General features: G+C 69.1%; 16 protein-coding genes. 1 reads left to right on the forward strand and 15 read right to left on the reverse strand.

The features are described from left to right. Positions 1 to 128: 128 nt before the first annotated feature. Entirely contained in the window at positions 129 to 2,255 is a 2,127-nt protein-coding gene (locus OP18_RS34335; protein WP_033363250.1) for a PhoX family protein, read from the forward strand. A gap of 56 nt (positions 2,256 to 2,311) precedes the next feature. Here the strand turns inward: OP18_RS34335 and OP18_RS34340 are convergent, their stop codons facing one another. From OP18_RS34340 to OP18_RS34410, 15 genes are all read right to left on the reverse strand, one after another. Next, entirely contained in the window at positions 2,312 to 3,088 is a 777-nt protein-coding gene (locus OP18_RS34340) for an IclR family transcriptional regulator (protein WP_033363251.1), read from the reverse strand. Positions 3,089 to 3,705: 617 nt separating this feature from the next. Next, positions 3,706 to 4,779 carry a polyprenyl synthetase family protein gene (locus OP18_RS34345; RefSeq protein ID WP_081971356.1) on the reverse strand — a complete coding sequence of 358 codons (1,074 nt, stop codon included), beginning with the start codon at positions 4,777 to 4,779 and terminating at the stop codon, positions 3,706 to 3,708. Positions 4,780 to 4,831: 52 nt separating this feature from the next. Then, complete coding sequence (nuoN, locus tag OP18_RS34350; protein ID WP_033363252.1) at positions 4,832 to 6,370, reverse strand: NADH-quinone oxidoreductase subunit NuoN; 1,539 nt, start codon at positions 6,368 to 6,370, stop codon at positions 4,832 to 4,834. Next, complete coding sequence (locus OP18_RS34355) at positions 6,367 to 7,896, reverse strand: NADH-quinone oxidoreductase subunit M (protein WP_033363253.1); 1,530 nt, start codon at positions 7,894 to 7,896, stop codon at positions 6,367 to 6,369. Before OP18_RS34355 ends, nuoN begins: the two co-directional genes overlap by 4 nt. Continuing rightward, the gene (gene nuoL / locus OP18_RS34360; protein WP_033363254.1) at positions 7,893 to 9,803 is read right to left on the reverse strand and encodes an NADH-quinone oxidoreductase subunit L; all 1,911 of its coding nucleotides are present in this window, start codon (positions 9,801 to 9,803) and stop codon (positions 7,893 to 7,895) included. Before nuoL ends, OP18_RS34355 begins: the two co-directional genes overlap by 4 nt. Positions 9,804 to 9,813: 10 nt before the next feature. Then, positions 9,814 to 10,113 (reverse strand): NADH-quinone oxidoreductase subunit NuoK, encoded by a 300-nt coding sequence (gene nuoK / locus OP18_RS34365; protein WP_033363255.1) that lies wholly within the window; start codon positions 10,111 to 10,113, stop codon positions 9,814 to 9,816. Next, complete coding sequence (locus OP18_RS34370) at positions 10,110 to 10,883, reverse strand: NADH-quinone oxidoreductase subunit J (protein WP_033363256.1); 774 nt, start codon at positions 10,881 to 10,883, stop codon at positions 10,110 to 10,112. Before OP18_RS34370 ends, nuoK begins: the two co-directional genes overlap by 4 nt. Next, entirely contained in the window at positions 10,880 to 11,431 is a 552-nt protein-coding gene (gene nuoI / locus OP18_RS34375; protein ID WP_033363257.1) for an NADH-quinone oxidoreductase subunit NuoI, read from the reverse strand. The genes OP18_RS34370 and nuoI overlap by 4 nt, the downstream gene beginning before the upstream one ends. Beyond that, positions 11,428 to 12,777 carry an NADH-quinone oxidoreductase subunit NuoH gene (gene nuoH / locus OP18_RS34380; protein ID WP_033363258.1) on the reverse strand — a complete coding sequence of 450 codons (1,350 nt, stop codon included), beginning with the start codon at positions 12,775 to 12,777 and terminating at the stop codon, positions 11,428 to 11,430. The genes nuoI and nuoH overlap by 4 nt, the downstream gene beginning before the upstream one ends. Beyond that, positions 12,774 to 15,233 carry an NADH-quinone oxidoreductase subunit G gene (locus OP18_RS34385; protein WP_033363259.1) on the reverse strand — a complete coding sequence of 820 codons (2,460 nt, stop codon included), beginning with the start codon at positions 15,231 to 15,233 and terminating at the stop codon, positions 12,774 to 12,776. The genes nuoH and OP18_RS34385 overlap by 4 nt, the downstream gene beginning before the upstream one ends. After that, positions 15,233 to 16,555, reverse strand: a complete 1,323-nt coding sequence (gene nuoF / locus OP18_RS34390) for an NADH-quinone oxidoreductase subunit NuoF (protein WP_033363260.1) — start codon at positions 16,553 to 16,555, stop codon at positions 15,233 to 15,235. Before nuoF ends, OP18_RS34385 begins: the two co-directional genes overlap by 1 nt. After that, positions 16,552 to 17,349: an NADH-quinone oxidoreductase subunit NuoE gene (nuoE, locus tag OP18_RS34395; RefSeq protein ID WP_033363261.1), complete on the reverse strand. Its 798-nt coding sequence runs from the start codon at positions 17,347 to 17,349 to the stop codon at positions 16,552 to 16,554. The genes nuoF and nuoE overlap by 4 nt, the downstream gene beginning before the upstream one ends. After that, the gene (locus tag OP18_RS34400) at positions 17,349 to 18,665 is read right to left on the reverse strand and encodes an NADH-quinone oxidoreductase subunit D (RefSeq protein ID WP_033363262.1); all 1,317 of its coding nucleotides are present in this window, start codon (positions 18,663 to 18,665) and stop codon (positions 17,349 to 17,351) included. Before OP18_RS34400 ends, nuoE begins: the two co-directional genes overlap by 1 nt. Then, positions 18,662 to 19,396 (reverse strand): NADH-quinone oxidoreductase subunit C, encoded by a 735-nt coding sequence (locus OP18_RS34405; RefSeq protein ID WP_033363263.1) that lies wholly within the window; start codon positions 19,394 to 19,396, stop codon positions 18,662 to 18,664. Before OP18_RS34405 ends, OP18_RS34400 begins: the two co-directional genes overlap by 4 nt. Further along, complete coding sequence (locus OP18_RS34410; protein ID WP_033363264.1) at positions 19,393 to 20,064, reverse strand: NuoB/complex I 20 kDa subunit family protein; 672 nt, start codon at positions 20,062 to 20,064, stop codon at positions 19,393 to 19,395. Before OP18_RS34410 ends, OP18_RS34405 begins: the two co-directional genes overlap by 4 nt. Position 20,065: the final 1 nt, after the last annotated feature.

Here is a 20,065-nt window from a genome sequence, read left to right on the forward strand (position 1 = left end):
ATCCGCATCCCTTCCACTGGCTTCTACGCACTAATACGCACAGTGGTTCAAGGCGGCGTCACATGTCATTCACCCGACATCCCTAGGGTGCCGATCGTCCCCGTCGCAGATCAGATCAGGAGCCAGGAATGTCGGATAACCCCCGCCGGCCGTTACCGTTCATCGGCGCGGCCAATGTGACGCACGGCGGCCGTGATCGCATGACCTGCCTGTACCGCTGCGGCAACGCCTGCGAGCACCCGGTGCCGAACCAGTCGGACAACCCGTATTTCACCGACGAGATGAACGCGGTGTCGCGCCGCGGGGTCATGCGGGCCGGCGCGATCGTGCTGGGGCTGGCGGGCACGGGGATCGCGGCGGGGACGCCGGCGTTCGCGTCGCCGGCCGGGGAGGCCGGCGAGCCCGACGTCGTCGTGCCGGAGGTCGACACGTACGCGGCGAAGAGCGCCGAGCCGTCGCAGCTGACGTTCAAGGCCGTCACACCCAACCAGGTCGACGGGATCGTGGTGCCCAACGGCTACGACCACGCCGTCGTCATCCGGTGGGGCGACGAGGTCGTGCCCGGCGCGCCGCGGTTCAACATCGCGAAGCAGTCCGCCGAGGCGCAGTCGAAGCAGTTCGGCTACAACAACGACTTCGTCGCCGTGCTGCCGCTGGACCGCCGCGGCGAGCGGGCGCTGCTCGTGTGCAACCACGAGTACACCAACGAAGACCTGATGTTCCCGAACTTCCCGGGCATCGACGGGCTCTCCGTCGAGCAGCTGCGCACCGCGATGGCCGCGCACGGCATGTCGGTGGTGGAGCTGGAGCGGGTCGGCGACACGGGCCGTTGGACGCCGGTGACCCGCGGCTGGCGCCGGTACAACCGCCGCATCACCGCCCTGTCGACGCACTTCAAGGTCACCGGCCCGGCCGCCGGCAGCGACCTGCTGAAGACCGCGGCCGACCCGTCCGGTCGTGACGTCATCGGCACGCTCAACAACTGCGCCGGCGGTGTGACGCCCTGGGGCACGATCCTGTCCGGCGAGGAGAACTTCAACCAGTACTTCGTCGGCGCGGAGACGGCCGTCGAGCCGGCGAAGACCCGGTTCAACCGGTACGGCATCGACACGGTCAACCGGTACCCGTCCGGCAGCCGCAAGTGGGACCGGGCGGACGCGCGCTTCGACCTGACGAAGAACCCCAACGAGGCGCACCGCTTCGGCTGGGTCGTCGAGGTGGACCCGTTCACGCCGGGCTCGACCCCGCGCAAGCACACCGCGCTCGGCCGGGTGAAGCACGAGGGCGCGAACGTCATCATCGCCAAGAACGGCAAGGCCGTCGCGTACATGGGCGATGACGAGCGGTTCGACTACCTGTACAAGTTCGTGTCGGACAAGAAGTTCGACAGCGGCAAGTCCTACTTCGCCCGCCGGCACAACCTGACGCTGCTGGAGTCCGGCTCGCTGTACGTGGCGAAGCTCGGCTTCACGTCCGCGGCGGAGATCGACGGCAGCGGCAAGCTCCCCGCCGACGGCGCGTTCAACGGCACCGGCGAGTGGGTCGCGCTGGTCAAGGACGGCAAGTCGCAGGTGCCCGGCATGTCGGTCGAGGAGGTGCTGGTCTTCACCCGGCTCGCCGGCGACGCGGTCGGCGCCACCAAGATGGACCGGCCCGAGGACGTCGAGCCCAACCCGAAGACCGGCAAGATCTACGTCGCATTGACGAACAACACGGCGCGCGGCCCGGCCGGCAAGGCCCCCGCCGACGAGGCGAACCCGCGGACCAACAACAAGCACGGGCACATCTTCGAGATCACCGAGAACAACGGCGACCACACCGGCACCGCGTTCACGTGGACGATCCCGATCGTCTGCGGCGACCCGAAGGATCCGGCGACGTACTTCATGGGCTTCGACAAGACCCAGGTGTCGCCGATCTCGTGCCCGGACAACGTCGCGTTCGACGGCGCCGGCAACCTGTGGATCGCCACCGACGGCAACGCGTTGGGCACCAACGACGGCCTGTTCGCGGTGCCGCTCGACGGTCCGGAGAAGGGCCACCTGAAGCAGTTCCTGACGGTGCCGTACGGCGCGGAGACCTGCGGCCCGTGGATCCACGGCGACAACAGGAGCGCGTTCGTGGCGGTGCAGCACCCGGGTGAGATCAGCGGCGCGTCGGTGGAGAAGCCGGCGTCGAACTGGCCCGACGGCGACTTCGCCAAGCCGGGCATCGCGGTGGCGTGGCGCCTGGACGGGCGCAACATCGGCGTCTGAGCCGGTACGTGTGAGAAGGGCGCTCCCGCCGGGGGCGCCCTTCGTCATGTACCCGGCTACTCCGCCAGGACGGTCGCCAGGTGGTGCGCCGTCGCGAGCAGCCGCGTCCGGACGACCTTCGCCGAGGACATCAGCTCCGCCGGCGGCAGCGCGCACGCCAGGACGACCCGGCGGTCCGGGTCGCGGTCGTTGACCACCATGACGGCGGCGCACGCGAGGCCCTGACGGAACTGCCCGATCTCGATCTGCATGCCGCGGCGGTCTCCGGCCGCCAGGTCCGAGTCGAGCGCTTCGGGCGATGTCAGGGTCGCCGAGGTGTACGCACGCATCCCGTACTCCTTGAGGAACCGCCACCGCTGATCCGCGCTCATCGTGGCCAGCAGCGCCTTGCCGAGGGCGGTCGCGTGCGCGGCATCGTCGTAGCCCGGCACGAGCTCGTCCATCGGCGGGGTACGCGGACCCTCGGCCGCGGCCGTCACGGCGATCCTGCCGCCGATGAAGCGCCCCAGATAGTGGCTGTACCCCGTTTCCGCCGCGGCACGGCGCAACCGGTCGGTGACCGCGCTGGGCCCCCGGAACGCGAGCACCAGCTCCCGGTACCGGTCGGCGATCTCCAGGCCGACGACATAGGTGCCGTTCTCCCGGCGGATCACGTAGCCCTCGTACGCGAGGGTGCGCACGAGGTGGTACGTCGTAGCGACCGTGAAGTCACATCGCCGGGCGATCTGCTTCACGGTGAGGCCGCGTGGTGATTGACCCACGGCCTCCAAGACTCGTAGTGCCCTCGACACGCTCCGGATGAGGTCCGAGGGTTCGGCCTGTGGATCCCGCACCGCCGCCCTCCCCAGCCGCAGCAGTAACTGGATTCACACCATATGAAACTGGAGATGGTCCAGGGAACACTTTGATCATTTATGACGCCAGGTGAGGGGATCGGAACGCTCTACACATGGCGATGAATGGCCCATTCCGGACATCGGTTGTGTGCAGTCACGCTCACGACACGCCGTGTGATGTAAGTACTGCTCAATATTGAAACGCGCTAGCTGTGTAAGTAAATGGCCTTCGCTTGAGTAGGTGTGAGGCGTGCCCTGCACGTCCACTCCTGGCTGTCATCACGTCGTTGCGAGTTGTTGCGAAGGGGGGTATGAGCGCCACATCGCTTTGAGCAATGTCGCTACCGGTGCTGCACACCGTTGTGAGGGCCGCTGACGGCGTTCCGCACCGGTTTGGGGGTCGAATGGGTCGCACCCATGACAGTGGCGGAGGCGAGCGATGACAGGGCGCTGGCGGCGTGGCGGCGGCGTCACGGCGATGCGAGGCGGTCGCAGGGACGGTGTGTTCAAACGGTAGGCACGGACCAGGCAACAAGACGGCGGTCCGCTGACCAGACCCCAGAAAGACGGCCGCCGGCCGACCTGGACAGGTCAGCCGGCGGCCGTGGGAAGCGTCAGTTGGTGCGGTCGGCGATGAAGTCGCACAGCGACTCCAGCGCGGCCCGGGCCGGCACGTGCGGCAACGGGGCCAGGGACGCCCGGGCGCGGTCGGCGTAGCCCCGGACGGTCTCGCGGGCCTGCTTGAGCGCCGCGGACTCGCGCAGCAGCGTCAGGGCCTCCGCGTGCAGCGCGTCGTCGGTGACCGGGCCCGCCGAGAGGATCTCGCGGAGGCGGATCGAGGCGGCGTCGTCGTCGCTGGAGGCGAGCGCGTACAGGACCGGCAGCGTCGGCACGCCCTCACGGAGGTCGGTGCCGGGGGTCTTGCCGGACTGGGTGCTCTCGCTGGCGATGTCGATCAGGTCGTCGGAGAGCTGGAACGCGATGCCGAAGGTCTCGGCGAACGTGGCCAGCGCCTCGACCTGCTCGTCGGTGCAGCCGCCGAACATGCCGCCGAAGCGGGCGCTGGTGGAGATCAGCGAGCCGGTCTTCTGCGAGATGACCCGCAGGTAGTGCGAGATCGCGTCCTCGCCCTGCAGCGGGCCGGCGGTCTCGGCGACCTGGCCGTGGACCAGGCGGGAGAACGTGCTCGACTGGATCTTCACGGCCTCGAGGCCGAGCTCAGTGGCGACGGCGGCGGCGCGGGCGAACAGGTAGTCGCCGATGAGGATGGCCAGGGCGTTGCCCCAGCGCGAGTTGACGCTGGGCGCGCCGCGGCGCACGGCCGCCTCGTCCATGACGTCGTCGTGGTAGAGCGTGGCGAGGTGGGTCAGCTCGACCACCGCGCCCGCCATGACGACCTCACGCGCGCTCGGGTCGCCGAAGTGCGCGGCGAGCGCGACCAGCAGCGGCCGGAACCGCTTGCCACCCGCGTTGACCAGGTGGCGGGCCGCCTCGGTCACCAGCGGGTTGGCGCTGTCGACGGAGTCGATCAGCACCGTCTCGACGTCCCGGAGGATCGCCATGACGCTGCTTTCCAACGCCGGATCGGCGAAAGTCAAGCCGACAGACGCACCCGATTGCACGGTTCCCGTACTCACCACAGCTCCAACGATGCCATAGCCGGTCCGATCAGCTTGCGGCGCCCTCATACAGCGACGTCCCCACGTGGCTGACCACGGGGGACGTCGCGGCGCGCAGCCTCTACTTGCCTACGAATATCCCCGCGTGCTCGGTCGCCTCGATCAAGACACTCGGGGCGACACCCAGCACGAGCGTCGCGACGGTCCCGATGACCAGCGCCGCTGCCGTCATCGCGCCCGGGATAGACACCGCAGGGGTGGTCTCGCCCGGCTCCGACAGCCACATCATGACGACCACCCGCAGATAGGGGAAGGCCAGAATGGCGCTGCTCACCACGCCGGCGATCACCAGCCAGGTCTGGTCGGCGTCGATCGCGGCCGCGAAGACCCCGAACTTGGCGGTGAAACCGCTGGTCAGCGGCAGACCCGCGAAGGCCAGCAGGATGAAGGTGAACAGGGTCGCATACAGCGGCGAGCGCCGCCCCAGCCCGGCCCAGCGGGACAGGTGGGTCGCCTCACCGTCCGCGTCGCGGACCAGGGTCACCACGGCGAACGCGGCGAGCACCGTGAAGCCGTAGGCGACGAGGTAGAACATCGAGCTGGACAGGCCCTGCTCCGACACCGCGAGGACGCCCACCAGCAGGTAGCCGGCGTTGGCGATCGAGGAGTAAGCGAGCAGCCGCTTGATGTCGGTCTGCGTCACGGCCAGGATCGCGCCGACGAGCATGGTGAGGACCGCCACCGTGCCGAGGACCTGCTGCAGCTCCCACTCCGTGCGGGAGAAGCCCACGTACACCAGCCGCAGCAGACCACCGAAGGCGGCGACCTTCGTGCAGGCCGCCATGAGCGCCGTCACCGGCGTCGGGGCGCCCTGGTAGACGTCCGGGGTCCACACGTGGAACGGCACCGCGGCGGCCTTGAACAGCAGGCCGATCGCGAGCATCGCCAGGCCGACGTAGAGCAGCACGTCGTCGTTGGCCGAGTTCTGGATCGCGGTGTCGATCGCCTTGAAGTCGACCTGGCCGGCGTACCCGTAGACGAGCGCGATGCCGAACAGGAAGAACGCCGAGGCGAACGAGCCCAGCAGGAAGTACTTGAGCGCGGCCTCCTGCGACAGCAGCCGGCGGCGGCGGGCGAGCGCACACAGCAGGTACAGCGGCAGCGAGAAGACCTCGAGGGCCACGAACATGACCAGCAGGTCGTTCGCGACACAGAACAGCAGCATGCCGGCCAGTGCGAACATCGTGAGCGGGAAGACCTCGGTCGCCCCGGTCGTGCGCGCGGCCTGGTCGCGGTCGGCGTCGGTGTTGGCGGTGACGGCGGCCTGCGCGACGAACGCGCCGCCGGTCTCCAGCGTCCGCTCACCGATCAGCAGCAGCGACACGATGCCGAGCACGATGATCGCGGCCGACAGGAACAGGCCGGGGCCGTCGATGGCGACCGCGGTCTGCGCCGTGATCACGTCCTTGCTGCCCTGCCGGATCACCATCACCAGCGCGGCGACGAGGCCGAGCAGCGACAGGGACAGCTGCACGGTGTGCCGCATCCGCCGCGGCACGAAGCCTTCGACGAGCACCCCGATGCACGCGACACCGAACAGGATCAGCATCGGCGAGAGCGCCGCGTAATCCAGGTTCGGCAGTTGGAGTTTGTCGTTCACTTGCCGGCCTCCACGGTGCCTGCGGTGGCTTTCGGGTCGGTGACGTGCATGTCCGTCATCGTCGCCTTGATCGCCGGGTTGATCACGTCGATGACCGGCTTCGGGTAGAAGCCGAGCACCAGGATCAGCGCGATCAGCGGCGTGACGACGACGGCCTCACGCAGCGACAGGTCCCGGCTCATCGCCTTGACCTCGAGCAGCTTCGGGTTCGTGGTGCCCTGCGTGGTGCGCTGGATCATCCAGAGTACGTAACCGGCGGCCAGGATGATGCCGGCGGTGGCGATGACGGCCACCGTCTTGTTCACCGTGAACGTGCCGATCAGCACCAGGAACTCGGAGACGAACGGCGACGTGCCCGGCAGCGCGAGCGAGGCCAGACCGGCGATGAAGAACACCCCGGCGAGGACCGGCACGAGCTTGCCGGCGCCGCCGAAGTCGCTCACCAGGGCGCTGCCGCGGCGGCTCACCAGCATGCCGACGACCAGGAAGAGCAGGCCGGTCGCGAGGCCGTGGTTGACCATGTACAGCACCGCGCCGGTGCCCGCCTGCGTCGTGAAGGCGAAGATGCCGATGCCGATGAAGCCGAAGTGCGCGATCGACGTGTACGAGACCAGCCGCTTGAGGTCCTGCTGGCCGATCGCCACGAGTGCGCCGTAGATGATGCCGACGACCGCGAGGGTGAGCCCGAGCCAGGCGAAGTACTTCGACGCGTTCGGGAACAGCGGCAGGCAGTAGCGCAGGATGCCGAACGTGCCGACCTTGTCCATGACGCCGACCAGCAGCGCCGCCGAGCCGGCCTGGGCCGCGCCACCGGCGTCGGGCAGCCAGGTGTGGAACGGGAAGAACGGCGCCTTGATCGCGAACGCGAGGAAGAAGCCGAGGAACAGCCAGCGCTCGGCGGTGACGCTGAAGTCCGCGGACAGCAGCGTCGGCCAGTCGAAGGTGTGCCCACCGAGGACCCACAGCCCGACCACGGCGGCGAGCATGAAGAGCCCGCCGACCAGCGAGTACAGGAAGAACTTGACCGCCGCGTACTGCTCCTGGTGCCCGCCGTACGAGCCGATGAGGAAGTACATCGGCACGAGCATGACCTCGAAGAACACGTAGAACAGGAACACGTCCTGCGCGGCGAAGACGCCGATCATCGTGGACTCGAGGGCCAGCAGCAGCGCGAAGTACGCCGGCACCGACCGCTTGCTCTTGTCGGCGTCGTGCCAGGACGCGAGCACGACCAGCGGCACCAGCAGCGCGATCAGCGCGATCATGACCAGGGCGATGCCGTCGACCGCGAAGGTGAACTTGGCGCCCCACTGCGGGATCCACGTGTAGGACTCGCGGAACTGGAACCGCTCGCCGTTGGGCTTGAACTGCACCCACAGCCCGACGGTCAGCGCCAGGATCAGCAGCGACCAGCCGAAGGCGGCGCGCTTGGCCAGCTCCGGTTTGTCCTTCGGCAGGAACGCGACCCCGGCGGCGCCGACGAGCGGCGCGACCGTGAGCACGGTCAGATACGGAAAGGAGCTCATCCGAACGTCACCGCCAGCATGGCGGCCACCACGAGCACCGCGCCTCCAAGGATGGACAGGGCATAGGAGCGCACGAAACCGGTCTGTGCCCGGCGGAGCCGGCCGGAGCCGCCGCCGACCCCTGCGGCGAGGCCGTTGACCAGCCCGTCGATGCCGCGGTTGTCGATGTAGACCAGGGCGCGGGTCAGGTAGCGGCCGGGCGCCTCGAAGACCGCCTCGTTGAACGAGTCGGTGTAGAGGTTCTTGCGGGCGGCGGTGACCAGCGGGCCGGCCGGCTGCTCCTGCAGGGCGGTGCCCTTGTTGAACAGCGCGATGGCCAGGCCGGCACCGGCGAACGTCATCACGATCGACAGGACGGTGATGAGCAGGTGGCTCATGACCGGCTCGTGCTCGGCGTGCTCGCTGCCGTAGACCGGGGTCAGCCACTCGGGCACCGAGGTCGACAGCAGGTAACCGGCCGCGACCGAGCCGACCGCCAGCAGGATCAGCGGGATCGTCATGATCTTCGGCGACTCGTGCGGGTGCCGGATGTCGTCGGTCCAGCGCTCCGGGCCGTGGAACGTGAGCCAGAAGAGCCGCGTCATGTAGAACGCGGTCAGGCCGGCGCCGAGCAGGGCCGCGCCGCCGAACAGCCACGCGGTCCAGCCCTCGCGCTCGAACGCCGCGACGATGATCGGCTCCTTGGAGAAGAAGCCGGACAGGCCGGGGAAGCCGATGATCGCGAGCCAGCCGAGGCCGAACGTGATCCAGGTGATCTTCATGTACTTGTACAGCCCGCCGAAGCGGCGGATGTCCACCTGGTCGTGCATGCCGTGCATGACGGATCCGGCGCCGAGGAACATGCCGGCCTTGAAGAAGCCGTGGGCCAGCAGGTGGATCAGGGCGAGCGCGTAGGCGGCACCGCCGAGGCCGACACCCAGGAACATGTAGCCGATCTGGCTGACCGTCGACCAGGCGAGGACCCGCTTGATGTCGTCCTTGGCGCAGCCGATGATGCAGCCCATCAGCAGCGTCAGCGCGCCGACCGCGACGACGACCGTCTGCGCCGTGGAGTTGGCGTCGAAGATCGGGTGCGACCGGGCGATCAGGTACACGCCGGCGGTGACCATCGTGGCGGCGTGGATGAGCGCCGACACCGGGGTCGGGCCCTCCATGGCGTCCGGGAGCCAGGCCTGCAGCGGGAACTGGCCGGACTTGCCGGCCGCGCCGAGCAGCAGCAGGAGCGCCATGAGCAGGACCACGCCGCTGCTGAGCTTGTGCACGCCGTTGAAGACCTCGGCGTAGTCGACCGTGCCGAGGTAGGCGAACATCATGAAGATGGCGATCGCGAAACCGGCGTCACCGACGCGGTTCATCAGGAACGCCTTCTTACCGGCGGTCGCCGCGCTCGGCTTCAGGTACCAGAAGGAGATCAGCAGGTAGGACGCGAGACCGACGCCCTCCCAGCCGAAGTACAGCATCACGTAGTTGTTGCCGAGCACCAGCAACAGCATCGCCGCGACGAAGAGGTTGAAGTAGCCGAAGAACTTCCGGCGACCCGGGTCGTGGTCCATGTAACCCACCGCGTAGAGGTGGATCAGTGAGCCGACACCCGTGATCAGCAGGACGAACATCGCCGACAGCGGGTCGAACAGCAGACCCAGGTCGACCTTGAAGTCCCCGACGCCGATGTAGTCCCACAGCTTCAGCTCGACGCCGTTGCGGTTCTCGAGGCCGCGGAGCGTGAAGAAGTAGGTCAGCCCCAGCACGAAGGACGTGGCGACGCTGAGCACGCCGAGCCAGTGTCCCCAGCGGTCGGCGCGCTTGCCGAGCAGCAGCAGCACTGCCGCGCTGGCCAGCGGGATCGCGGGCAGCAGCCAGAACGTGCCCAGCCACCCGTTCGCCGCCGTGTAGGCGATTGGTTCCACAACCCGCTCCCTAGTACTTCAGCAGGTTCGCGTCGTCGACGCTTGCGGAGCGTCGAGTCCGGAAGATCGACATGATGATCGCCAGGCCGACGACGACCTCGGCCGCCGCGACGACCATGACGAAGAACGCCATGATCTGGCCGTCGAGCGTGCCGTTGATCCGGCTGAACGTGACCAGCGCCAGGTTCGCGGCGTTGAGCATGAGCTCGATGCACATGAACAGCACGATGGCGTTGCGGCGGATGAGCACGCCCACCGCGCCGATCGTGAACAGGATCGACGCCAGGACGATGTAGTACGTCGGTGTCACTTCTCGGTCCCCTTCGGTGCGACGTCTGCCGACGTCAACTCCCGGGTCGGGAGGATCTTGGAGATGCTGCGCTCCGACGGCGTGCCGTCGGGCAGTCGCGCGGGCGTCGCCACCGAGTCGGAGGTGGAGAACACGCCCGGGCCGGGCTTCGGCGCGGGGTAGCTGCCCGGCTGGAACCGGGCGAGCATCCGCTCCGGCTGGCTGACCTTGTCTTCCTTGCGCTTCTCGATGTGCGCCAGGATCATCGCGCCGACGGCCGCCGTGATCAGCAGCGCCGAGGTCACCTCGAACACGTACACGTACTTGGTGAAGATCAGCTTCGCCAGGCCGGTCACGTTGCCCGCGGCGTTCGCCTCGGTCAGGCCCTTCGGGTCCGAGTCGCCGAGCGCGCGGTACAGGGCGATGCCCAGCAGCAGCGACAGCCCGACGCCGAGCATGATCGCCACCATCCGCTGGCCGCGCAACGTCTCGATCAGCGAGTCCGAGGAGTCGCGACCGACGAGCATCAGCACGAAGAGGAACAGCATCATGATCGCGCCGGTGTAGACGATGATCTGCACCATGCCGATGAACGGGCCGGCCTGCAGCACGTAGAACACGCCCAGGCACAGCATCGTGATCACCAGGAACAGCGCGGAGTGCACCGCGTTGCGGGCCCACACCATCCCGATGGCGCCGAGGACCGCGATCGGGGCGAGGATCCAGAAGGTGGTGGCCTCGCCTCCCTTCACGTCACCGGCGGCGGCGAGCAGTTCCAGGGACAGGTTCATGCCTGACCGCCCCCCTTGTAGTGCTCGGCGCCCGCGGACGTGCCGGGGTTGTCGAGCGCGCCGACGTAGTAGTCCTTCTCCGTCTCGCCGAGACGCATGTCGTGCGGCGGGCGCTCCATGCCGGGCAGCAGCGGCGCGAGCAGCATCTCCTTGGTGAAGATGAGGTCGCGCCGGTTGTCGCGGGCCAGCTCGTACTCGTTGCTCATGGTCAGCGAACGGGTCGGGCAGGCCTCGATGCACAGACCGCAGAAGATGCAGCGGGCGTAGTTGATCTGGTACGTCTGGGCATACCGCTCACCGGGCGAGAAGCGCTGCTCCTCGGTGTTGTCGGCGCCCTCGACGAAGATCGCGTCCGCGGGGCACGCCCACGCGCACAGCTCGCAGCCGATGCACTTCTCGAGGCCGTCCGGCCACCGGTTGAGGATGTGCCGTCCGTGGTACCGGGGCGCCGGAGGCTTGCGCTGCTCCGGGTACTCCTCGGTGACCACCTTCTTGAACATGTGCGAGAAGGTGACCCCGAATCCCTTCAGGGTGCCGCCGATGCTCATGCGTTCTCCTTGCCGGTCGAGACGGGCTCCCGCTCGACGATCACGCGCTTGGCCCGCGGGCTCGGCGGGACCTCAAGGTTCAGCGGCGGCAACGGGAAGCCCTTGTCGCCACCGACCCGGCCGCCAGGGTGCGCCTTCGGCATCTCGACCGCCGTCACGTTGCGCCGCGACAGGGCGATCGCCGTGAGGCCGAGCGCCAGCGCGGCGACGATGATCGCGACGGAGACGCCGAACTTGCCGAGGGAGCTGAGGTTGTCGCTGTCGATCGTCAGCAGGATGCCGGCGAGCGAAAGGATCCAGATCAGGTTGGCCGGGATCAGGACCTTCCAGCCGAACCGCATGAACTGGTCGTACCGCAGCCGGGGCAGCGTGCCGCGCAGCCACACGAAGACGAACAGCAGCAGCAGGACCTTGATGGTGAACCAGAGGACCGGCCACCAGCCCTGGTTGGCGCCGTCCCACAGCGAGATCGGCCACGGGGCGCGCCAACCGCCGAGGAACAGCGTTGCGCACAGGCCCGAGACGGTGACCATGTTGACGTACTCGGCGAGGAAGAACAGCGCGAACTTCAGCGAGGAGTACTCGGTGTGGAAGCCACCGACCAGCTCCGACTCGGCCTCGGGAAGGTCGAACGGGGCCCGGTTGGTCTCGCCGACCGCGGCGGTGAAGTAGATCAGGAAGCTCGGCAGCAGCAGGATGCCGTACCAGGCCGGCAGGTCCGCCTGCCAGCCGCCGATGTCGACGGTGCCGTTGCCGGCCTGCCCCTCGACGATCTGCGAGGTGGACATCGTGCCCGACACCAGGAAGACCGAGACGATCGACAGGCCCATCGCGACCTCGTACGAGATCATCTGGGCGCTCGAACGCAGGCCACCGAGCAGCGGGTACGTCGAGCCGGAGGCCCAGCCGCCGAGCACGACGCCGTAGATGCCCATCGACGAGCACGCCAGCACCAGCAGCACCGCCACCGGGATGTCGGTGAGCTGCAGCGGGCTGTGCGTACCGAAGATCGACACGGTCGGCCCGAACGGGATCACCGAGAAGGCGGTGAACGCGCAGATCGTGGAGATCACCGGCGCGAAGAAGAAGACGACCTTGTCCGCGAGCCGCGGCATGATGTCTTCCTTGAACGCCAGCTTCAGGCCGTCCGCGAGGGACTGCAGCAGGCCGAACGGGCCGTTACGGTTCGGGCCGGGCCGGACCTGCATCCGGGCGACGACCTTGCGCTCGTACCAGATGGCGAAGAGCGTCATGACGACCAGGAACGCGAAGATCACGACGACCTTGGCGAGCACCAGCCACCAGGGGTCTTTGCCGAACTGGTCGAGGTTCTCGGCGAGGATCATGATTTGGTACCCCCAGAGCTGATCTCGACCAGCGCACCTTCGGCGACGCCGAGCGTGCGGCGCAGGGTCGAGCCGGGTGAGTTCGTCGGGACCCAGACGACCCCGTCGACCATGTCGGCGACCAGAGCCGGCAGGGTGATCGCGCCCCGCTCCGTGCCCACCGTCACCGCGTCACCGTCGGCGACCCCGAGGTCGGCGGCGGTGCTCTTGGAGATCCGCACGACCGGCGTGCGGGCGGTGCCGGCCAGGTGGCCGTCGCCGTCCTGCAGCGAACCGTTGTCGAGCAGGTGGTGCCAGGAGGCGAGGACCGCCTGGCCGCCGGCCGGCGCGGCGGCCGTGCCGGGGGCGACCGTCGGCACCGTGGCCCGCACGCTGGCGCGCAGGGCGGTGCCGGTCTCGGCGGTCCCGGGCAGCGGCAGCTCCGCCAGCGTGGCGAGCTGCGCGCGCACCGCGTCGACGTCGCCGACGCCCAGCTCGATGCCGAGCTCGCGACCCAGCGCGTCGAGGACGCGGGCGTCGCTCATCGCGGCGGTCTTGAGCACCGTGCCGAACGGGCGGACCCGGCCTTCCCAGTTGACGTACGAACCGGTCTTCTCGACCGCCGGGGCGATCGGCAGGACCACGTCGGCGCGCTTGGCGACGGCGCTGAGCCGCAGCTCCAGGCTGACCACGAAGCCGACCTCGTCCAGCGCCTGCTCAGCGGCGATCGGGTCGGACAGGTCGGCCGGGTCGACGCCGCCGACGAGCAGCGCGCCGAGCTGGCCGGCCTTGGCGGCGGCGATGATCGCGTCGGTGTCCCGGCCGGAGGCGCTGGGCAGGACGCCCGCGTCCAGCTGCCACGCGGCGGCGACCTCGCTGCGAGCGGCCGGGTCGTAGACCGGCCGGCCACCGGGCAGCAGGGTCGGCAGCGCGCCGGCCTCGACCGCGCCGCGGTCACCGGCGCGACGCGGCACCCAGGCGAGCCTGGCGCCGGTCTCCTCGGCGATGCGCGCCGCGGCGGACAGGCCGCCCTCGACGCCGGCCAGCCGCTCGCCGACGAACAGGATCGCGCCCTCGGCCGACAGCGCCTCGCGCAGCTGCTCGGACGCGCCGAGCACCTCCGCCTCGGCGCCGGGTGCGGTCAGCAGGACGGTCGCGCCGAGCTTCTCGAACCCGCGGCTGACGAACGGGGCGACCGCGAAGCTGGGCAGCCCCCGCTTCAGGTACGTCTTGCGGGCCCGCAGGAAGATGATCGGGCACTCCTCCTCGGGCTCCAGCCCGACGAAGACGACCGCCCCGGCCCGCTCGATGTCGGCGTACGTGACCTCGACCTTGCCGGCCACGGACGAGCCGAGGAACTCGGTCTCCTCCGCCGACAGCGGGCGGGCCCGGAAGTCGATGTCGTTGGTGCCGAGGGCGACCCGGGCGAACTTCGAGTACGCGAACGCGTCCTCGACCGTCAGCCGGCCGCCGGTGAGGACGCCGACGCCGCCGTTGTCCTTCGCGGCGGCGAGGCCCGCGGCCGCGACCGTGAGGGCCTCGGGCCAGCTCGCCTCGCGCAGCTCACCGGTCTTGCTGTCGCGCACCAGCGGCTTGGTCAGCCGGTCGGTGGCGTTGGTGTACTGGAACGCGAAGCGGCCCTTGTCGCAGTTCCACTCCTCGTTGACCGCCGGGTCGTCGCCCGCCAGGCGGCGCATGACCTTGCCGCGGCGGTGGTCGGCCCGCTGGTCACAGCCGGCGGCGCAGTGCTCGCACGCGCTGGGCGTGGAGACCAGGTCGAACGGCCGGGCCCGGAAGCGGTACTGGGCGCTGGTCAGCGCGCCGACCGGGCAGATCTGGATCGTGTTGCCGGAGAAGTACGAGTTGAACGGCGCGTCGTCCTCGGGCGTCTCGGGGTTGCCCCGGAAGACGCCGATTTGCTCGTTGGACGAGCGCTCCATCAGGTCGATGAACTTGTCGCCGGCGATCTCGTCGGAGAACCGGGTGCAGCGCTGGCACAGCACGCACCGCTCGCGGTCGAGCAGCACCTGGGTGCTGATCGGCAGCGGCTTCGGGTACTCCCGCTTGTGCTCGACGAACCGGCTCTCGGACTGGCCGTTGCTCATCGCCTGGTTCTGCAGGGGGCACTCGCCGCCCTTGTCGCAGACCGGGCAGTCGAGCGGGTGGTTGATCAGGAGGAACTCCATGATGCCCTCTTGGGCCTTCTTGGCCACTTCGGAGGTCATCTGGGTGCGGACCACCATGCCTTCGGCGACCGGCTGCGTGCACGAGGCCACCGGCTTGCGCTGGCCCTCGATGTCGACCAGGCACTGGCGGCACGCGCCGGCCGGGGCCAGCAGCGGGTGGTCGCAGAAGCGGGGGATGGAGATGCCGATCTGCTCGGCGGCCCGGATGACGAGCGCGCCCTTGGGTGCCTCGACCTCGATGCCGTCGATGGTCAGCTTGACCGTGTCGGCCTTCGGAACGACGTCCGTCATCAGTGGGCTCCTACCAGTTCGCCCTTGAACATCGGAGTCTTGCGGCCCTCGATGTAGTCCAGGTAGTCCTGCTTGAAGTACTTGATCGAGGACGTCACCGGGCTCGTCGCACCGTCACCGAGCGCGCAGAACGAGCGCCCGAGCAGGTTGTCGCAGGCGTCCAGCAGGGTGTCGAGGTCCTGGTGGGTGCCCTGGCCGGCGAGGATGCGGTGCAGGATCCGCACCATCCAGTAGTTGCCCTCGCGGCACGGCGTGCACTTGCCGCAGGACTCGTGGTGGTAGAAGGCGATCCACCGGTACGTGGCGTAGACGATGTCGTCCTGGTCCGAGAAGACCTGCACGGCCGTCGTGCCGAGCATCGTGCCGACGCCCGCCATGCCCTCGAAGTCCATCGGCACGTCGAGGTGCTCGTCGGTGAGCATCGGCGTCGACGACCCGCCCGGCGTCCAGAACTTCAGCTTGTGGCCGGGCTGCATGCCACCGGCCAGGTCGATGAGCTGCCGCAGCGTCACGCCGAGGGAGCACTCGAACTGGCCGGGGTTGTTGACCCGCCCCGAGATCGAGTAGATCTTCGGGCCGGGCGACTTCTCGGTGCCCATGCTGCGGAACCAGGCCGAGCCGCCGAGCACGATGTACGGGACGCTGGCGATCGTCTCAACGTTGTTGACGACCGTGGGCGAGGCGTACAGGCCGTGCGTGGCCGGGAACGGCGGACGCAGCCGGGGCTGGCCGCGGTAACCCTCCAGCGAGTCCAGCAGCGCCGTCTCCTCGCCGCAGATGTAGGCGCCCGCTCCACTGTGGACGACCAGGTCCAGGTCGAAGCCGCTGCCGAGGATGTTCTTGCCGAGGTACCCCTTGGCGTACGCCTGCTGGACCGCGGCGCGCAGGCGGCGGGCGGAGTGCACGGCCTCGCCGCGGATGTAGATCGCGGCGAAGTTGGCCCGGATCGCGTAGGAGGCGATGATGACGCCTTCCACCAGCGCGTGCGGGTCGGCCATCATCAGCGGCAGGTCCTTGCAGGTGCCCGGCTCGCCCTCGTCGGCGTTGACCACCAGGTAGTGCGGCTTGCCGTCGTTCTGCGGGATGAAGCCCCACTTCATGCCGGTGGGGAAGCCGGCGCCGCCGCGGCCGCGCAGGCCCGAGTCCTTGACCAGCTGGATCAGCTCGTCGGGGTGGGCCTTGAATGCCTTGCGCAGCGCGGTGTAGCCGTCGAGCCGCTCGTACACGTCGATCTTCCACGCGTCGGGCGACAGCCAGCGCTTGGTCAGCACGGGCGTCAGCTTCGACAGCGACTCCTGGGAAGGCTGGTAGTCGAGCGTCACGCCTTCGCCTCCTTCACTGCGTCTTTCTGCGGCATGGGGCTGTCGCCGGCCGGCTTGGCGTCCGAGGCCGCCTTCGGCATGGTCTCGGCCGGCTTCGGCGCCGGGGCCTCGTCCTTCTTGCCGATCGGGGTCTCCGGGTCGAAGCCCGGCACCGCGATGCCGAACCGCTCCGCGAGCCGGTTGCCGGCGAGGGTCGGCCCGCCCGCGGGACCGTCGGCGATCACGTCGTCGCCCCGGTCGTCGGCGAAGCCGGCCAGCTGGACCGCCATCTCCTTGAGCGTGCACAGCCGCGTGCCGCGGGTCGGCTGCGGGCGCTCGCCGTTCTGCAGCTGCTTCACCAGGGTGAGCGCGCTGTCCTCGGTGATCTGGTCGAAGAACTCGTAGTTGACCGTCATCACCGGGGCGTAGTCGCAGGCGGCCAGGCACTCGGCGTGCTCGAGCGTGATCTTGCCGTCGGCCGTGGTCTCGTCGTGGTCGACACCCAGGTAGTCGCGCAGCGCCTCGTACGCCTTGTCGCCGCCGAGCACACCGCACATGGTGTTGGTGCAGACGGAGACGAGCCAGTCGCCGGTCGGCTTGCGCTTGTACATGGTGTAGAACGTGGCCACCGCGCCGACCTGGGCCTTGGTGATGCCGAGGATCTCGGCGCAGAAGGCGATGCCCTCCGGCGACACGTAGCCCTGCTCCGACTGCACCAGGTGCAGCAGCGGCAGCAGTGCCGAGCGCGACCGGCCTTCGGGGTACCGCGCGATGATCTGCCGCGCACGTTCGTGCGTGACCTCACTGAACGCCATTAACGATCACACCCACCCATGACGGGGTCGAGCGAGGCGCCGCCCACGATGACGTCGGCGAGCAGCCCGCCCTCGGCCATCGCCGGAATAGCCTGCAGGTTGACGAAGCTGGGCTCCCGGTAGTGCACCCGGTAGGGCCGGGTGCCTCCGTCGGAGACCGCGTGCACGCCGAGCTCGCCGCGGGGCGCCTCGATCGGCACGTACACCTGGCCGGCCGGCACCCGGAAGCCCTCGGTGACCAGCTTGAAGTGGTGGATCAGGGCCTCCATCGACTGGCCCATGATCTTCGCGACGTGGTCCAGCGAGTTGCCGAGGCCGTCGCCGCCGATCGCCAGCTGCGCCGGCCAGGCGATCTTCTTGTCGCCGATCATGATCGGGCCGGGCTCGAGCCTGTCCATGGCCTGCTGGATGATCCGCACCGACTGGCGCATCTCGTTGAGCCGGACCATGTAGCGGCCCCACGCGTCGCCGGTCGGCTCGGTGGGGACCTCGAAGTCGTACGTCTCGTAGCCGAGGTACGGCTGCTGCTTGCGGATGTCCCAGCCGAGACCCGCGGAGCGCAGCACCGGGCCGGTGATGCCCAGCGCCAGGCAGCCGGTCACGTCGAGCACGGCCACGCCCTGCGTGCGCTCGCGCCAGATCGTGTTGCCCGACAGCAGGTCCTCGTACATGTCGATGCGCTCGGGCATCCAGGTCAGGAACTCCCGGATCTTCGCGGCCGCTTCCTCGGGCAGGTCCTGGGCCAGGCCGCCGGGGCGGATGTACGCGTGGTTCATCCGCAGGCCGGAGGCCAGCTCGAAGATGTCGAGGATGTACTCGCGCTCACGGAAGCCGTAGATCATCATCGACAGCGCGCCGAGCTCCATGCCCGTCGTCGCCAGCCACACCAGGTGGGAGGAGACCCGGTTGAGCTCCATCATGAGCACGCGGATCGTCTTCGCCCGCTCGGTGATCTGGTCCTCGATGCCGAGCAGCTTCTCCACCGCGAGGCAGTAGCCGGTCTCGTTGAACATCGGCGCGAGGTAGTCCATGCGCGTGACGAACGTGGTCCCCTGGGTCCAGTTGCGGAACTCCAGGTTCTTCTCGATGCCGGTGTGCAGGTAGCCGATGACGGTGCGGGCCTCGGTGACCGTCTCGCCTTCCAGCTCCAGGACCAGCCGGAGCACGCCGTGGGTCGACGGGTGCTGCGGACCCATGTTGACGACGATGCGCTCCTCGGAGCCCGCCTCGTTGACGACCGTGTCCCAGTCGCCGCCGGTGACGGTGAAGACCCGGCCTTCCGTGGTCTCGCGAGCGCTTGCGTAATCGGTGGTCACTGGTAACTCCTCCGCTGGTCCGGCGGTGGGATCTCGGCGCCCTTGTACTCGACCGGCACGCCGCCGAGCGGGTAGTCCTTCCGCTGCGGGAAGCCCTCCCAGTCGTCGGGCATCAGGATGCGGGTCAGGTTCGGGTGGCCGTCGAAGACGATGCCGAACATGTCGTAGGTCTCCCGCTCCTGCCAGTCGGCGGTCGGGTACACCTTGGTGACGCTCGGCAGGTGCGGGTCCTCGGCGGTGACCGCCGCCTCCAGCCGGATGCGGCGGCGGAACGTCATCGAGGTCAGGTGGTAGACGGCGTGCAGCCGCCGGCCGTCGGAGCCGAGGTAGTCGACGCCGGACACCGACGACAGCAGCTCGAAGCGCAGCGCCGGGTCGTCCCGCATGATCTGCGCGACCTCGGCGATCCGCTCGGGCACCACGTGCAGCGTCAGCTCGCCGCGGTCGACCACGACCCGCTCGATCGCGTCGTCGAAGCCCGGGTAGGCCTCCTCGAGCCCGTCGACGACCTCGTCGAAGTACCCGCCGAACGGCCGCGGCGAGTCCAGCTCGACCGCGCGGCGCCGGCGGAGACCGCCGAAGCCCGAGGTGTCGCCGGTGCCGTGGACACCGAACATGCCCCGGCCCGCGGCGATGGACGGCGGGTAGTCGGCTGGAGCGCCGGTCTGTGCGCCGGTCGGCGGCGCGGCGGCCGGGACGCCGCTCGGTTCCACATTGGACGGGCTGGTCACTTCGCTCCTCCGGACAGGTTCGCCCGCTCTTCCATCCACTTCTGGATGCGCAGCTGCTCCTCGCGGCCCTGAGCGACGGCCTTGGTCCACTCGGCGCGCTTGGCCTTGTCGAACCGGTAGCTCGACGGCATCGCGCCCGGCGCGACGATCGGCGCGCCGTCGCGCTCGACGCGGGCCTCGATCATGCGGCGGCGGCGGTCACCGAGCGGCTCGGCCATCACCTTGTCGTGCAGACGCAGGATCGCGTCGATCAGCATCTCCGGCCGCGGCGGGCAGCCCGGGAGGTACATGTCGACGGGCACGATGTGATCGACGCCCTGCACGATCGCGTAGTTGTTGAACATGCCGCCGCTGGACGCGCACACGCCCATCGAGAGCACCCAGCGGGGCTCCGGCATCTGGTCGTAGATCTGGCGCAGGACCGGGGCCATCTTCTGGCTGACCCGGCCGGCGACGATCATCAGGTCGGCCTGGCGGGGGCTGGCCCGGAAGACCTCCATGCCGAACCGCGCCAGGTCATACCGCGCGGCGCCGGTCGCCATCATCTCGATGGCACAACAGGCCAGACCGAAGGTGGCGGGCCAGAAGCTCGCCTTGCGCGACCAGTTGACCAGCTTCTCGACGGTGGTCAGCAGTACGCCGGTCGGTACCTTTTCCTCGATGCCCATG

The sequence above is a fragment of the Dactylosporangium aurantiacum genome (assembly GCF_000716715.1).
Classification (GTDB): Bacteria; Actinomycetota; Actinomycetes; order Mycobacteriales; family Micromonosporaceae; genus Dactylosporangium; species Dactylosporangium aurantiacum.

What these genes read in the sequence shown, in the direction of transcription:
- nuoI (WP_033363257.1), bottom strand. Translation starts at nt 11,431, where the DNA reads ATGAGCATCGGCGGCACCCTGAAGGGATTCGGGGTCACCTTCTCGCAC.
- nuoH (WP_033363258.1), bottom strand. Translation starts at nt 12,777, where the DNA reads ATGATCCTCGCCGAGAACCTCGACCAGTTCGGCAAAGACCCCTGGTGG.
- OP18_RS34370 (WP_033363256.1), bottom strand. Translation starts at nt 10,883, where the DNA reads ATGAACCTGTCCCTGGAACTGCTCGCCGCCGCCGGTGACGTGAAGGGA.
- OP18_RS34385 (WP_033363259.1), bottom strand. Translation starts at nt 15,233, where the DNA reads ATGACGGACGTCGTTCCGAAGGCCGACACGGTCAAGCTGACCATCGAC.
- OP18_RS34410 (WP_033363264.1), bottom strand. Translation starts at nt 20,064, where the DNA reads ATGGGCATCGAGGAAAAGGTACCGACCGGCGTACTGCTGACCACCGTC.
- OP18_RS34355 (WP_033363253.1), bottom strand. Translation starts at nt 7,896, where the DNA reads ATGAGCTCCTTTCCGTATCTGACCGTGCTCACGGTCGCGCCGCTCGTC.
- OP18_RS34335 (WP_033363250.1), top strand. Translation starts at nt 129, where the DNA reads ATGTCGGATAACCCCCGCCGGCCGTTACCGTTCATCGGCGCGGCCAAT.
- nuoE (WP_033363261.1), bottom strand. Translation starts at nt 17,349, where the DNA reads ATGGCGTTCAGTGAGGTCACGCACGAACGTGCGCGGCAGATCATCGCG.
- OP18_RS34345 (WP_081971356.1), bottom strand. Translation starts at nt 4,779, where the DNA reads ATGAGGGCGCCGCAAGCTGATCGGACCGGCTATGGCATCGTTGGAGCT.